Source organism: Prevotella sp. oral taxon 475 (assembly GCF_018127805.1).
Classification (GTDB): domain Bacteria; phylum Bacteroidota; class Bacteroidia; order Bacteroidales; family Bacteroidaceae; genus Prevotella.
This window is the reverse complement of the sequence record NZ_CP072334.1, coordinates 126338-140402: the sequence shown is the minus strand read 5'-3', so window position 1 is coordinate 140402 and position 14065 is coordinate 126338. Positions and strand designations below refer to the sequence as shown.

General features: G+C 46.6%; 14 protein-coding genes. 13 read left to right on the top strand and 1 reads right to left on the bottom strand.

Translation table 11 applies throughout. The features are described from left to right. Positions 1 to 85 precede the first annotated feature (85 nt). The 11 genes from J5A66_RS10135 (at position 86) to J5A66_RS00465 (ending at position 10356) form a co-directional block, all read left to right on the top strand. Positions 86 to 592: a hypothetical protein gene (locus J5A66_RS10135; RefSeq protein ID WP_249109979.1), complete on the top strand. Its 507-nt coding sequence runs from the start codon at positions 86 to 88 to the stop codon at positions 590 to 592. A 277-nt stretch (positions 593 to 869) separates the two neighbouring features. Beyond that, positions 870 to 1892 carry an acyltransferase gene (locus J5A66_RS00510; protein WP_211790555.1) on the top strand — a complete coding sequence of 341 codons (1023 nt, stop codon included), beginning with the start codon at positions 870 to 872 and terminating at the stop codon, positions 1890 to 1892. A 1-nt stretch (position 1893) separates the two neighbouring features. Continuing rightward, positions 1894 to 2889 (top strand): glycosyltransferase, encoded by a 996-nt coding sequence (locus J5A66_RS00505; protein ID WP_211790554.1) that lies wholly within the window; start codon positions 1894 to 1896, stop codon positions 2887 to 2889. Positions 2890 to 2891: 2 nt separating this feature from the next. Then, positions 2892 to 3917: a glycosyltransferase gene (locus J5A66_RS00500; RefSeq protein WP_211790553.1), complete on the top strand. Its 1026-nt coding sequence runs from the start codon at positions 2892 to 2894 to the stop codon at positions 3915 to 3917. A gap of 39 nt (positions 3918 to 3956) precedes the next feature. Beyond that, positions 3957 to 4928: a glycosyltransferase gene (locus J5A66_RS00495; protein ID WP_211790552.1), complete on the top strand. Its 972-nt coding sequence runs from the start codon at positions 3957 to 3959 to the stop codon at positions 4926 to 4928. Between the two features lies 1 nt (position 4929). Continuing rightward, positions 4930 to 5484: a serine O-acetyltransferase gene (locus J5A66_RS00490; RefSeq protein WP_211790551.1), complete on the top strand. Its 555-nt coding sequence runs from the start codon at positions 4930 to 4932 to the stop codon at positions 5482 to 5484. Between the two features lie 190 nt (positions 5485 to 5674). Further along, positions 5675 to 6754: a glycosyltransferase gene (locus J5A66_RS00485; protein WP_211790550.1), complete on the top strand. Its 1080-nt coding sequence runs from the start codon at positions 5675 to 5677 to the stop codon at positions 6752 to 6754. Beyond that, the gene (locus J5A66_RS00480) at positions 6751 to 7884 is read left to right on the top strand and encodes a glycosyltransferase family 4 protein (RefSeq protein ID WP_211790549.1); all 1134 of its coding nucleotides are present in this window, start codon (positions 6751 to 6753) and stop codon (positions 7882 to 7884) included. The genes J5A66_RS00485 and J5A66_RS00480 overlap by 4 nt, the downstream gene beginning before the upstream one ends. A gap of 9 nt (positions 7885 to 7893) precedes the next feature. After that, positions 7894 to 8502 (top strand): sugar transferase, encoded by a 609-nt coding sequence (locus J5A66_RS00475; RefSeq protein WP_211790548.1) that lies wholly within the window; start codon positions 7894 to 7896, stop codon positions 8500 to 8502. Between the two features lies 1 nt (position 8503). Continuing rightward, a complete protein-coding gene (locus J5A66_RS00470) occupies positions 8504 to 9163 on the top strand; it encodes a serine acetyltransferase (RefSeq protein WP_211790547.1) in 660 nt (219 codons plus the stop codon). Positions 9164 to 9231: 68 nt separating this feature from the next. After that, on the top strand, positions 9232 to 10356 hold the full coding sequence (locus J5A66_RS00465; RefSeq protein WP_211790546.1) for a DegT/DnrJ/EryC1/StrS aminotransferase family protein: 1125 nt from the start codon (positions 9232 to 9234) through the stop codon (positions 10354 to 10356). Here J5A66_RS00465 and J5A66_RS00460 read toward each other — a convergent pair. Next, a complete protein-coding gene (locus J5A66_RS00460) occupies positions 10353 to 10532 on the bottom strand; it encodes a hypothetical protein (protein ID WP_211790545.1) in 180 nt (59 codons plus the stop codon). The genes J5A66_RS00465 and J5A66_RS00460 overlap by 4 nt on opposite strands. Before the next feature lie 181 nt (positions 10533 to 10713). Between J5A66_RS00460 and J5A66_RS00455 the strand changes: the two genes are divergently transcribed. Both J5A66_RS00455 and J5A66_RS00450 read left to right on the top strand, forming a co-directional pair. Further along, complete coding sequence (locus J5A66_RS00455) at positions 10714 to 12639, top strand: nucleoside-diphosphate sugar epimerase/dehydratase (protein WP_211790544.1); 1926 nt, start codon at positions 10714 to 10716, stop codon at positions 12637 to 12639. Then, positions 12636 to 13781: a nucleotidyltransferase family protein gene (locus tag J5A66_RS00450; protein WP_211790543.1), complete on the top strand. Its 1146-nt coding sequence runs from the start codon at positions 12636 to 12638 to the stop codon at positions 13779 to 13781. Before J5A66_RS00455 ends, J5A66_RS00450 begins: the two co-directional genes overlap by 4 nt. The last annotated feature ends 284 nt before the right edge of the window (positions 13782 to 14065 follow it).

The window sequence follows — 14065 nt, the reverse complement described above, 5'->3', positions numbered from 1 at the left end:
TTTAAGAGGACACATTTCTTGTCCCAACAATGCTTTTGGACATACGTATTCACAGGAATCCTCTTTCATCGGAAACTATATCGATGTGAGATACAACCGAGGTGTGAGCGGTGAAGACCATGCAGAGATTTTCCGCACCGAGCTTCTGCGAGATTTTCCCTTTACCGAATATCCCAACGAACGATTTATGAGTGAGGCCATCGTTTGGATTCGGTTAGGCAAGCGATGGAAAATGCTTTTTGTCAATAAGATCATCTATTTAGCCGAATATGTCGATGGAGGCCTCACGCTACAAGGCAAGCGATTGCGATTCCAATGTCCCCTGGGAGGAATTGAAGGTTCGCTGGAGACGATGAGCCATGAGTTTCATCTACGAACACGCATCAAACAAACCCTCCTTTATATCGTCTATTCTCGATTTGCCCAGCGTAGTTTGTCGGAGATATATTTTCCAACATCGGAAATCAACCAACGTCAAATACAATCGATACCGCATTTCCGGGCACTTCTCTCGATCAGTCTGCTACCGGGCCTTGCCTTATATCATTATTGGAGAAGAAAATATCACATCACAAAGTCATCCTCATGTTAGATATAACCAACCATCAGATAACGGCTGAGAACATAAAACAGCACCTCGGTCGATCTTGCATTCGCCCTACGCTTAACTTTCGCATCCTGTTTTCTTAGCTTTCACACTCTATTTTCTTAGCTTTTGGCATGCGTTTTCTTAGCTTTTGCAAATCGTTTTGTAAGCATCTGATTCTCAGCCAGATGCAAAGATATAGGCTGTAGCCTGGTTGTAACAGTCGATCACATCATTATTTATCTGGCACTTGTGCATCAAAATCATATTCTTGAAATAAGAAATGAAAGAAAGATATTACTCCATAGACATTTATAAGCTGATTGCAGCCCTACTGATTGTATCAGTGCATACCGTTCTTTTTTGGAATTATGAAGAGGGAACAGGGCAATGGTATGCCGCATGGATGTTAATGGCTGTAGCCAGAAATGGAGTTCCACTGTTCTTTATGGCGTCTGCTTTTCTGCTATACAGTCATCAGGAAGATCGAAGTCGAAGTCAGACAAGAAGACTTCTCACCTTGTATTCCACTTGGTGTATCTTCACACTGCCTTTCATTCTATACACCTATTATCATCTCTTCTCAAAAGAAGGTTACGACTTTCTTCAGTTACTAACCTACTTCTTCAAGCAATTCTTCTTTATAGGTCTTTGTGGAGGGGGTTGGTTTGTCCTTTCAACGATTTGGTGTATTTGGATCGTAAAATACCTTGCACCGAAAAGCTCGGTTCTGTTATGGGGGCTTTCCCTGTTTCTCTATCTCCTTTCTATCATGGATAGCTCCTATTACTTTTTATTAGGACAGGGAATGCTCTTCAACGAAGTCCGCACATTCTTCGGTTCGTTCTGCAATTTCATTCCTGCGGCACTATTGTTTTTTGTCATCGGGAAAACCTTTGCAGAGCATAAAACATGGATTCCGATATGGAAAAAGCACAGAACGAAGTTGTATGTAGCCACACTCCTTGCAATAGGAATGAATGTTATCGAGTTGGGATGGTGCATCCAATCGGGCTATGTAGGAAGCACCTTGCGTACCGACAGCACGTTCTCTCTTCCGTTATCGGCCTGTTTGTTGATGGCAACAAGTCTTACGTTCAACCTCAAACCTCGACAGATTTATCGCCGATTAAGGAATTGTAGCACCATGATTTATTTTATTCAGTTTCCTATCATTCGAATATTATTTGCGATAGGGATAAGAAGTTGGACGGCTTATCTTCTAACATTGGTTTTGGGCTTCACCTTTTCGTTGCTCATCTTTTTCTTAGAGAAAAAATTCAAACAAGTAAACGTTTTGTATTAGCATGAAAGAGAAATTTGAATACTCCGTAGCCATCAGAACAGTGGGAAAGGCAGGAGAGAAATATTTGCAAGAATTAAGGTCTTTGCATCAGCAAACCGTCAAGCCTAAGCACATCTTTGTGCATTTGGCACATGGCTTTGATCGACCCAAAGAGCAGGTGGGGATGGAAGAATATATTGACACGCCACGAGGATTGGTACACCAACGTGCGGCATCTTGTGAAAAGGTGGATACAGAATACCTTCTGATCTTAGATGATGACATCTACTTTCCGGAAGATGGAGTAGAGAAACTCTATGAGAAAATGAAGGCCAGTCAGGCCGATTGCATTGCGCCAGACACTTTTCATAATCATCATACGCCGTGGAAAAGGCGTGTCATCGATTTCTTTGCGCATGGACAATATGGCCGGAAGAATGATGGTTGGGCTATCAAAATTGGTCGGAATGGTACTTTCTCGTATAATTTAAACCCCGATCAAGGGGCCGTTCTACCCACGATGAGCGCACCCGGAACGGCCTGTTTGGTAAAAACACAAGTCTTTCGGGATATACATTATGAAGACGAACAATGGATAGACCAGTTTCCGGCGGGGACATTTGGCGAAGATCAAGTGATGTTTCACAAGATGCATCTCAACGGTTATCAAGTTGTTATGGCCTATGATACGGGGATTCTTCATTTAGACGCAGGGACAAACAACATTAAGGAAAAAAGCTATTCTAAGCTGATGTATCGTGCCATGTCTTTGTACCTGACCTGGCACAGGTGCTGTTATCAACTGAAAGGGAAAAGTATAGGAGGCAAAATGCTGGATGATATTGCTTATATCACTCGTTTTGTGAACGGTTTGAGCACTCGTCTCTGTTATTCTCTGTTCCTATGCAGTCCGAAATTCTTCACGGCCTACCTGGTAGGACACTGGAAAGCAAAGAGAATGATTCATCAAAAAGAATATAAGAACTTGCCCAATATCATCATCTCTAAAAAGAAATAAGCATGAAACTGTCTTTTATTGTTCCGGTTTATAATGTGGAAGAATATTTGGAGGGATGTATTGATTCTCTTCTCAATCAAGGCTTGGAGGATCAAGAATATGAAATTCTGTTGGTGGATGATGGGTCGACCGACCGCTCTTCGGCCATCTGTGATGGCTATGCAGCACGTTATGCAAACATCCGAGTTATTCATCAAGAGAATCGCGGACTTGCCGAGGCTCGCAATACAGGACTAAATCATGTCGATAGCGAGTATATTTGTTTCTTGGATTCTGATGATTATCTTTTAAAAGGAGGCATCAAACAAGTGCTGGAAGGACTCGAAGGCGACACAGATTGGCAATTGTTGATGTATGAAAGCTGGTACGACTTTCGAGAGATTCCGGCCATCGACAAGACCATCTCTTTCAAAGGGACAACCCATGAACTGATCAAACGCTATCATTATTTCCCCTCATTCTGTTGGAACTTTATTTACCGAAGAGACTTTATTGAGGAAAACAAATTGCGGTTTCATTACTATGGATGCGAAGACACCTTATGGACAGGACAGGTTTTTATGCTCAATCCACGAATCTATAGAAGCAATGCCGCCATTCATAGATATGTTGTGCGGTCTAATAGTATTTCGACAGATCGGTCGAGAGCCAAGGCACGTAGATTAGTGCCTGATTATATCACGGTGATAGGACTGATGAATGGTTTGTTTGAAACGTATGCTGCATACGATTCTCAACTCTTCAAAATGTGTGTTGACACCCTCAATTCGAAAAAAAGATATGGACTCACAAGAATCTTAACAGCAGACTACACCGGAAAAGAGTTTGACGAGGTGATGAAAAATGCACGCGAAAAGGGCTTTTATCCTATTCGTCGTTGGTCAAATGGAATCAAGGCAACTCTGTTACAGAAGATGGAAAATGCTGTTGTGTCTCATTTCATCATCTATCGCTTATGCTGTTTTCTCTTCAACCGCATCTTTACTCCTTATATTCTACCCGTTATCCATAGGAATTTAAACCATTAGGTCTTACAAAAACGTTGAACATATCGACAAAAACGCTATATGGGAAAATATAAAATATCTGTCGTCGTTCCTGTTTATAAAGCAGAGAACTTTTTGCGGATGTGTGTAGACAGCATCTTACAGCAGACATTGAAAGATGTTGAAATTGTATTGGTAGACGATGGAAGCCCTGACCGTTCAGGACAGATTTGTGATGAATACGCTGCCCAACATCAAAATGTAATGGTTATTCATCAAGAGAATGGCGGAATTAACAAAGCTCGTTACGCAGGAGTTAAAAAGGCGACCTCAGATTGGATCACTTTCGCAGACAATGACGACACGCTTCCCCTTGATGCCTTGGAGCGTCTTTATGCACAAACCGAGAATACGGAATTGGTAATAGGGTCGTTCGTCAATTTAGAGGTAGACGAAAATCTCTCCTTAGAGCAATATCGACAAGGCGTTATCGACTCGACACTGATTCCTCCACAGCCTTGGGGAAAGCTCTATCGAAAAGAACTGTTTTCTGAAAACACATTCGATTTCCCTCGCGAGATAGACGGTGCAGAAGATATGATTATGAGTATACGCATCTTGTTCTCACTTACTCGCCCACCGCACTTTGTGAAAAAGAGCGTATATCACTTTATGCGACACACGTCGAGTGCCTCTCATACTATCAAAAAGACCTTAGATTATGAATATCTTTTTGATGATTGCCGTGTCAACTCCATTCCACCGGAGCAAAGAGAGCGGTATATGGAAAGTATTCTTAGAAACCGAATCAATGGTTTAATCGGAGTTGCCGTCAACTTTCCTCAGGATGTAGCGAAGAAAGAACATCCTTTTTTCGACAGAATTAATGCAGACATCAAACGGTATCATTACAAAACCAATCTAAGAGAGTATCTATTGCTACATTCTCATTCTCCTTTCTTAATGAAAGGAATCGCCTATCAGCGAATGATTTGCTTATCACTTCGATACCGATTGCATTTACTTTTTTCAAAATTCAACAAGAAACAGTGAGATGGGATTGAAAGAATGTTGGACTTATGTACGCTCCGATCTTTATCGCATCACAGGAAAGAAACAGATGACATGGATGAGTCTGTTGCGCGAAGGCTTCTTTGACATAGGTTTCCGGTTTATGTTTTGGTTCCGACTTCAACACCTACCGTCACCATTCAATCTCCTTCCTCGACTGATTTGCAGAATCATCTCGCTACGACATCATATAGATATTGAACGAGGAACTAAAATAGGCTACGGCTTTAAAATCATGCATGGTGGACCGGTTGTTATCAATGTCTCTGCAAAGATAGGTAACAACGTCAATATCGGGCAGTTTACTACCATCGGTAGTTTGTCACTCAATGCTGCCACCATTGGCGATAATGTCTATATTGGTCCTTCGGTATGTATCGTTGAGAATGTAAATATCGGCAATAATGTTACCATCGGTGCTGGAGCAGTCGTTGTTAAAGATATTCCCGAGGATTGTACGGCAGCGGGTAATCCAGCAAAGGTTATTTCAATGAAAACACCCGGGCGTTTTATTTGGAGGCGTTGGGAGGTAGACTAAATACTGTCTACCCTTTCTTTCGATCTGAAAAACAACGTTATCATCGCTGGAGCTTAGCTAACAAAGTATACGATGTGATCCCAACCGGTGAGATCTACTCCTAAGACAAACAAGATGTAGTCCTACTACAGACGGCATTTACTCCTACTACAGACCGTTCCTTGTTCCACTATACATCAATACGCATGAGATGAAGATACTGCAAGTTGTTACATCACTCCAAACTGGTGGTGCCGAAAAAATCGTTACCGACCTTACGTTGGCTCTTCATTCAAGAGGACATGAGGTTGATGTTGTATCATTTGCCGGCGGAGATACGATCTTCAAACAAAAGCTGAAAAGTCATAACTGTCGCGTGATAGAATTCAGTGAGACATGGGATGTGTACAATTGGAAGTTCATCTTTAAGCTACGTCGCCTGATGAGAGCCTATGATATAGTACATACGCACAACACTTCAGCCCAGCTCTTTGCGGCATTGGCCAATATCCATCGTAAAACCAAACTGGTTACAACCGAACATTCCACAAACAATCGGCGTCGCAATTGGGTTGGTTATCGACCGATAGACCGATGGATGTATGGGCAATACGACAAAACGGTATGTATTTCCGATATCGCCAAAGAGAAATTACAGGAATATTTAGGTTCTTCTGCTCATCATAAGATCATCACCATCAATAATGGAGTGGATGTATCGCGCTTCTACAATGAGCAACCTCTGACCGAATTGTCTCATCCTAACCAATTCATTGCCGTAATGGTGGCAGGATTTAGAGAGGCGAAAGATCAAGATACGCTTATCAAAGCTATCTCCCTGTTACCCGAAGAGTATCGATTATGGCTTGTAGGCGACGGTGTACGTCGTTCTGAGTTGGAAAATTTGATTTCTTCCTTACAACTTCAGCAACGAGTAACACTATTAGGCGTTCGCTCAGACGTCCCCAACATTCTCAAATCAGCAGATGTAGTGGTGATGTCATCCCATTGGGAGGGCCTCTCTTTATCCAACATTGAGGGAATGGCATCGGGCAAGCCCTTTGTAGCAAGCGATGTAAATGGGCTTCACGAAGTAACCAAAGGATATGGCATTCTTTTCCCACATGAAGATGCGGAAGCCTTATCTGTGATTCTGCAACGCCTACACGACGACGAAACGTATTATCAACAGGTGGCAGAAGCTTGTTATCGCCGTGCACAAATGTTCGATATCAACAAGATGGTAGACGAATATGTGGGAGTATACAAATCCTTACTCGAACGGAAATGAGCAAAATCCTTTTTTGTAACAACCTGTTAAGCGGAATGCTTCTCTTTCGGAGAGACATCATTCAGCATTTTAAAGAGCAGGGAAAAACCGTCGTTCTTGTAGTGATCAAGAGCGAAACCGACGAGAAATATCTGGAAGAGTTGACTGGAATCAAGGTTTACACCATCGATGTAAGCCGCACTTCAACCCATCCACTTAACGATTTACGTTTCTTCTCAAGTTTTTGGAAGATTCTCGGTCAAGAAAAACCAGATTATGTTTTCAACTATACCATCAAACCCAATATCTACGGGGCCATCGCTTGCCGCTTACGAGGTATCCCCTGCACAGATATGATGGCGGGATTGGGCTATACCTTTACGAACAACAACCTTTCTTCTAAAATTGCACGCACGTTGTATCGGATAGGACTTGCCTGTGCGCAACATCTCTTCTTACTGAATGAAGAGAATGTTCAAGCAGTCAAACGGTTGAAACTTTGCAATGATAAGAAAATGATTTGGTTGAAAGGGGGTGAAGGAGTCAACCTTACTCATTATCAATACTTCAACAACGAAGCCCCATCTATCACCTTTCTCTTTATTGCTCGCTTGATTGAAGAGAAGGGATACCGACAGTTTGTGGAGGCGGCAAAGGCGATTCGCAAGAAATATCCCGATGTTCAATTCCAAGTTGTCGGAGAATATGACCTCACTTATCCCAAAGCCATCAGTCGGGAAGAGGTAGCAAAGGATGTTGAAAATGGCTATATCGAATATATGGGCGTAACGACAAACATGCTCGACTTCTACAGTCGTCCGGGTTATGTCATCTGTATACCATCGTATTACTCGGAAGGACTCAACCGTTCTTTGATGGAAGGCTGCGCCGTAGGCAAGCCAATCATTACGACAGAGCATCCGGGATGCAGAGAAATGGTAAGAGACGGAAAGAACGGTTATCTCGTTCCCGTACAAGATGTAGCAGCTTTGGCTGATGCCATGGAGAAATATCTCTTACTACCGGCGGCCGAAAGAAACGCCATGTCTTTATATAGTCGGCAATGGGCAGAGCAGAATTTCGACATCAAAAACGTGATAGCCCAATACGAAAAGGTGCTTGCCGACGACACCCATCCCTCATTTAGATAAGAACAAAGGATGTACAAGCATTTTTTCAAACGCATCATCGATTTCAGCATCGCGTTATTGGTTTTGCTGTTCATCAGTCCGTTACTGTTGATAGTCACCCTATGGCTTCACTTTGCCAACAAAGGAGCGGGAGCTTTCTTCTTTCAGGAACGTCCAGGAAAAGATGGCAAGCTCTTTCGGGTCATCAAATACAAGACGATGACCGACGAACGAGATGCGCAAGGGCAACTTCTGCCCGACGAACAACGACTGACGCCCGTCGGCCGTTTCGTTCGTTCCACTTCGATAGACGAACTGCCCCAGCTCATCAACGTCCTATTAGGCGACATGTCCTTAATAGGTCCCCGACCGTTGCTGCCACAATACCTCCCATTATACACCCCAGAGCAGGCACGTCGGCATGAAGTGCGTCCCGGCATCTCCGGTTGGGCGCAGTGTCATGGGCGCAACGCCATCTCGTGGACAAAGAAATTTGAGTACGACGTGTGGTATGTAGACCACGTCTCCCTGCTGACCGATCTTCGGGTAATTGCCTACACCATCCGGGCCGTATTGAAAAGAGACGGCATTTCCAAAGAGGGGCAAGCCACGATGGAGGTTTTTAACGGACACAACTGAGATGAAAGACATTGCCATTTTCGGTGCAGGCGGTATGGGACGCGAGACAGCTTGCCTCATCCACCGCATCAACAACGCCGCCGACGCCCCGATATGGAACCTGATCGGATTCTATGACGACGGCATCGCCATAGGAGAAGCCAACGAGTTTGGAGCCATCTTAGGCGGAATAGAAGAGCTCAACCGACGCGAAGAAGAACTTTCCGTCGTCCTTGCCGTAGGCCATCCGCAGACGCTGGCCCGCATTCGGCAGCGCATCACCAACAACCATATCTCCTATCCCAACCTGATCGATCCCACCGTTGAGTGCTGGCACCCCGACACTTTCTCCATCGGAGAGGGCAATATCATCTGTCCGCACTGTCATTTCTCGTGCAATGTGCGTCTCGGCAACTTCAATATTCTGAACGGAGACATCAGTCTGCGGCACGACGTCTGCCTCGGAGACGGCAATGCCCTCATGCCCGGCGTCAAGCTATCGGGTGGAGTCTGCATGGGAGACCGAAACTTTTTGGGCATCAACGCCGCCGTGGCGCAATATCTCAAGGTGGGGAACGACAACCGAATCGGAGCCGGAGCCATCCTCTTAGACGACACTCAGGAAGACGGAGGGCTCTATATCGGTGTGCCGGCCCGGATGAAAAGTTCTCACAATACATAAAAACAATCCTACCGCCCACGACCTTTTCAAGGCGGGAGCGAATGAAACGAAGTTATAAAAAAAGAGTTATGGATAATCGTATCTACTTGTGCCTTGCTCACATGAGCGGCAACGAAATGAAGTACATTCAGGAAGCGTTCGACACCAACTGGGTAGTACCCTTAGGTCCGAACGTCAATGAATTTGAGAAAGATTTAGAAGAGTTTGCAGGAGAGGGGAAACACGTCGTGGCTCTTTCAGCCGGTACGGCGGCGATCCACCTCTCATTGGTGTTATTAGGCGTGAAGAGCGGCGACGAAGTGCTTTGTCAATCGTTCACGTTTGCGGCATCCGCCAATCCCATCACCTATTTAGGAGCCACTCCTGTGTTTGTAGACAGCGAAGAGCATACCTGGAACATGGATCCGAACCTGCTGGAAGAGGCCATCAAAGACCGCATCGCCAAGACCGGACGCAAGCCCAAGGCCATTATGTTGGTCTATCTCTACGGCATGCCGGCCTATATCGACGAGGTGATGGAAGTGGCTAAACGATATGAAATCCCCGTTGTGGAAGACTCGGCAGAGGCCTTCGGCTCGAGATACAAAGGCCGAATGGTGGGCACTTTCGGTCGATTCGGCATCATGAGCTTCAATGGCAACAAGATGATCACCACCAGTGGCGGCGGCGCACTCATCTGTCCCGACGAAGAAACCAAGAAGCGGGCCATGTTTTACGCCACCCAGGCCCGCGAGCCGATGCCCTATTATCTGCACAAAGACATCGGTTACAACTATCGTATGAGTAATATCTGCGCCGGAATCGGTCGCGGACAGATGACGATCGCTCACGATCATGTGGCCCATCACAGGCATACGAAAGACCTTTACCAAGAGGCCTTTGCCCAGGTGGATGGAATCTGTCTGCATGTGGCCCCCGAAGACTACATGGAACCCAACTATTGGCTCAACACCATCACCGTCGACGCAAAGAAAACGGGGCGTGACTACGAACAACTGCGGCTGCATCTCGAGAGCCTCAACATCGAAAGCAGACCGCTGTGGAAGCCTATGCACACGCAGCCGGTGTTCAAAGATGCTCCGGCCTATGTCAACGGCGTGTCCGAAAGGCTCTTTGCCAAGGGGCTGTGCTTGCCTTCCGGACCGTATGTCACCGACGAAGACATCGCCCGGATAGTGAAAGCTCTCTGCTAAGCATCGGCACCGGTCTCCCGTTTCCTTTTTCTTGCGTTGATGACAGGAGGTGGAGACAGGGCCAGAGAGTTTCCGAGCGTAAGGCGGAACGAGGTGAAACCATACCCCATGGGGCCGAAAAGATTTCCCGCCATGTGGCCAAGTCGTTTCCCCGTTTTGAGCCATCGTCTTGTCATCTCTTAGCTTTTACCCCTCAAAAGCTTAATTTTCGCCCTCCAAAAGCTTAACTTTTGCCAACCTATCTCTTAGCTTTTGCAAGGCATCTTCTAATCGTTTGATTTTCAAACCTGTAGAAAGACAACAGCATCTATAGGTTTTCGTGCTTCCCCAAACCGATATTCGTAAACTGGCACAACAATGAATCTGTTTAGTAAAATTATCGACTGGTACTTCAAAAAAGAGTCGTTGCCCTATTGGTGCATTTTTTTGATTGACTGTACCATTTGTTTTTTGTCGGGGATCTTTGTCTTTGCCCTATTCTTCAAGATACCGAAGACGGTGGCAAACATCGCCCCCATCAGCACCACACTGCTGTTCTACCTCTTCTTCAACATCCTGGGGTTTCGCTGGTTCCATACCTATTCGGGCGTCATCCGCTACTCCTCCTTTGTGGATCTCAAGCGGGTGGCCTACGCGATGACCGGTTCTTTCCTGGCCGTAACGCTCATTCATTACCCCATCATCTTTTATCCGCCCATCCACTCCTGGATTCTGCCGCTCAATCTGCGGCACATCGTCTCCATCTACATCGTGTCTACCATCTTGTTGTGGACGTTCCGCATTGTGATCAAGGGCATTTACGACACCGCTTTCGACAACGAGAAAGCCAAACGGGCTCTCATCTACGGCGTGAAAGAGGGAGGCGTAGGACTGGCAAAGAACATTGCCTCGCAGAAACCTCAGCAGTTTCGGCTCTTTGGCTTCATTGCTCACGAGGATGGCTTTGCCAATCGCTATCTCATGGGCAAGAAAGTATATCCCTTTAGCGAGGAACTGCGAGATGTCATCCGGGAAAACCGAATCAATGCCGTACTGGTTTCGCCACTGCGCAATGATGCTTTCCGTGACAATAGTGCCCTGCAAGACTTGTTGATCAATGCCGGCGTGCGTATATACATGACCGAGGGCGTGCAGGAATGGGACAATACCTCTTCCAATCAGCTGGTCAACACGCTCAAAGAAATCAGTATCGAAGACCTCTTGCCTCGCGATCAGATACAGATCGACATGGAGAGCGTGGGCCATCTGTTGGCCGGAAAGAAGATTCTCATCACGGGTTCGGCGGGCAGTATCGGGTCGGAGATGGTGCGGCAGATCTGTCTTTTCTCGCCGGCCGAGCTGATGCTGGTAGACCAGGCAGAGACTCCGCAACACGATATCCGACTGATGATGGCGCACGAACATCCCCACATCAAGACTTCTACCGTGATTGCATCCATCGCCAACAAAGATCGCATGGAACGAATCTTTGCCGATTTCCGCCCCGACTATGTCTTTCATGCTGCCGCTTACAAGCATGTGCCCATGATGGAGAACAACCCCAGCGAGAGCATTCAGAACAATGTGTGGGGCACAAAGGTAGTGGCCGACTTGAGTTGGGCCTACGGTGTGAAGAAGTTTGTGATGGTTTCCACCGACAAAGCCGTCAATCCCACCAACGTAATGGGCTGTTCTAAACGCATCTGCGAAATCTATGTGCAGAGCTTAGACAAAGCCGAGAAAGAAGGAAAGGTGCCCGGCAGTACGCAGTTTGTCACCACCCGCTTCGGAAACGTTTTGGGTTCGAACGGTTCGGTCATTCCTTTGTTCGAGCGACAGATCAAAGCCGGCGGACCGGTTACCGTCACTCATCCCGACATCATTCGCTTCTTCATGCTCATTCCCGAAGCTTGTAAGTTGGTGTTAGAGGCCGGAACGAAGGGGCATGGCGGCGAAATATTCGTCTTCGACATGGGAAAACCCGTCAGAATAGCCGACCTCGCCAAGCGCATGATTCTGCTTTCGGGAGCCAAGAACGTGCAGATTGAATACACCGGTCTGCGTGCCGGAGAGAAGCTTTACGAGGAAGTGCTCAACGATGAGGAAGGAACGCTACCCTCATTCAACCCCAAAGTGAGGATTGCCAAGGTGCGTGAATACGATTATGAGCAAGTGAATCGAGACGTAGAAGAGCTCGTTTCCATCTCGCACACTTACAACGAGATGGCCATTGTCAAGAAGATGAAGGAGATGGTACCCGAGTTTAAGAGCAAAAACTCGATCTACGCAGAACTGGACGCATGAAAAACGTTGCCGTACAACAGAGCCTTCTTGCCGCTGAAACCCTGAAACGGGAAGCCCGAACCGAGGCTTTCCTCTTCTCGGTGCTCCGCAACGAGCTGTGGGGCGAACCTTTATCTCTTTCCGCACTCTCGCATACGGCCCTACAACAGTTGCTGTTGCAGGCGCGGCGGCAAACCGTTGAAGGACTTGTTGCCGGCGTTTTGATGCGTGGAAACGTACAGTTGGAGCGGGAGGATGCCCTTTTGGTCTTTTCAAGAGCAAGAATGATCGAGCAGTTGAACCACAAAGCCAATCGCGTACTGATTGCATTGGAGAACGTGTTGGGTGCAGAGGGCATCGAACACCTGGTTTTTAAGGGGCAGACCCTGGCTCGATTATATCCCCATCCCACCGAGAGAACGCCCGGCGACATCGACTTCTACTGTCCGCCCACTTGTTTCCGGCGGGCCGTCGAGGTGCTGAAAACGCAGTGGCAGGTAGACATCAACGAGGGCGAATCGCAGCAACACCACGAGTTCAGCTACCAAGACGTGCCGCTCGAGATGCACTTCTGTATGATCAAGTTCAACCATTCCGGCATTCAACGCTATTGGAACCGCCTGTTAGACTCCTCTCCTCGCAGCCAAACGGAGATCGACGGGGTGTGCATTCCCACGCTCTGTCCCACCGTGAATGTGCTTTACACCTTTCTGCATCTCTATCATCACTTGGTGGAGCTGGGTGTAGGACTGCGTCAATTCTGCGATCTGCTCTGCCTCTTGCATCATTTTCGCACCGAGATCGATAGAGACGCACTGGCTCTTCATCTCGAAAAGATGGGCTTTCGGCGAGCTTTCGGCGCTGTGGGATGGATTCTTGTCCACCGATTGGGCCTGCCCGAAGAAGAATTTCCTCTCCCTCTGCCTGCTAAGGCTCAGCGATACGAAAAGGCCATCTTGGACATCGTCTTCAACGGAGGGAATTTTGGGAAGTACATCTCTCAGACAGCGGTGCGTTCGGGCATGCGTTACAACATCGAAGCCACGGTTCGTAAGTTCAAGCACTACGGTCTTTTCTGGCGTCTTTCCTGTCGGGAAATCGTAGCCACTATCCTCAAAGAGATACCGCATAAGATGCTGATGCAAATCAAACGCCCCTTCTAAGGCCTCCTTTCTCGGGCCATTCTGCTGCCCGTATCTCTCTCAACACCCTAAGAAAAAGCCCCTGTCTCCCGGTTTTTACCAGCGAGGCAGGGGCCTTTTCTTTGTGTAGTAAGGAGTAAGGAGAAAAGGAGCAAGTAGTAAGAAAGGAAGTAGTAAGGAGGAGGGAGGAGAGGAATAAGGAGTAATAAGCCGAGGAGTGAGACGTATTTTCTGAACTCTTGAGGAAAAAAAGCTGATATTTATAGCAAGCACCAATACCTACTTATTATTAGTTTTAACGCAGA

Bases quoted from the DNA above. Each gene is read 5' to 3' on its own strand.
- J5A66_RS00475 (WP_211790548.1), top strand. From the start codon at position 7,894: ATGTACAAGCATTTTTTCAAACGCATCATCGATTTCAGCATCGCGTTA.
- J5A66_RS00470 (WP_211790547.1), top strand. From the start codon at position 8,504: ATGAAAGACATTGCCATTTTCGGTGCAGGCGGTATGGGACGCGAGACA.
- J5A66_RS00490 (WP_211790551.1), top strand. From the start codon at position 4,930: ATGGGATTGAAAGAATGTTGGACTTATGTACGCTCCGATCTTTATCGC.
- J5A66_RS00495 (WP_211790552.1), top strand. From the start codon at position 3,957: ATGGGAAAATATAAAATATCTGTCGTCGTTCCTGTTTATAAAGCAGAG.
- J5A66_RS00505 (WP_211790554.1), top strand. From the start codon at position 1,894: ATGAAAGAGAAATTTGAATACTCCGTAGCCATCAGAACAGTGGGAAAG.
- J5A66_RS00465 (WP_211790546.1), top strand. From the start codon at position 9,232: ATGGATAATCGTATCTACTTGTGCCTTGCTCACATGAGCGGCAACGAA.
- J5A66_RS00480 (WP_211790549.1), top strand. From the start codon at position 6,751: ATGAGCAAAATCCTTTTTTGTAACAACCTGTTAAGCGGAATGCTTCTC.
- J5A66_RS00460 (WP_211790545.1), bottom strand. From the start codon at position 10,532: ATGACAAGACGATGGCTCAAAACGGGGAAACGACTTGGCCACATGGCG.
- J5A66_RS00500 (WP_211790553.1), top strand. From the start codon at position 2,892: ATGAAACTGTCTTTTATTGTTCCGGTTTATAATGTGGAAGAATATTTG.
- J5A66_RS00455 (WP_211790544.1), top strand. From the start codon at position 10,714: ATGAATCTGTTTAGTAAAATTATCGACTGGTACTTCAAAAAAGAGTCG.
- J5A66_RS00485 (WP_211790550.1), top strand. From the start codon at position 5,675: ATGAAGATACTGCAAGTTGTTACATCACTCCAAACTGGTGGTGCCGAA.
- J5A66_RS00450 (WP_211790543.1), top strand. From the start codon at position 12,636: ATGAAAAACGTTGCCGTACAACAGAGCCTTCTTGCCGCTGAAACCCTG.
- J5A66_RS00510 (WP_211790555.1), top strand. From the start codon at position 870: ATGAAAGAAAGATATTACTCCATAGACATTTATAAGCTGATTGCAGCC.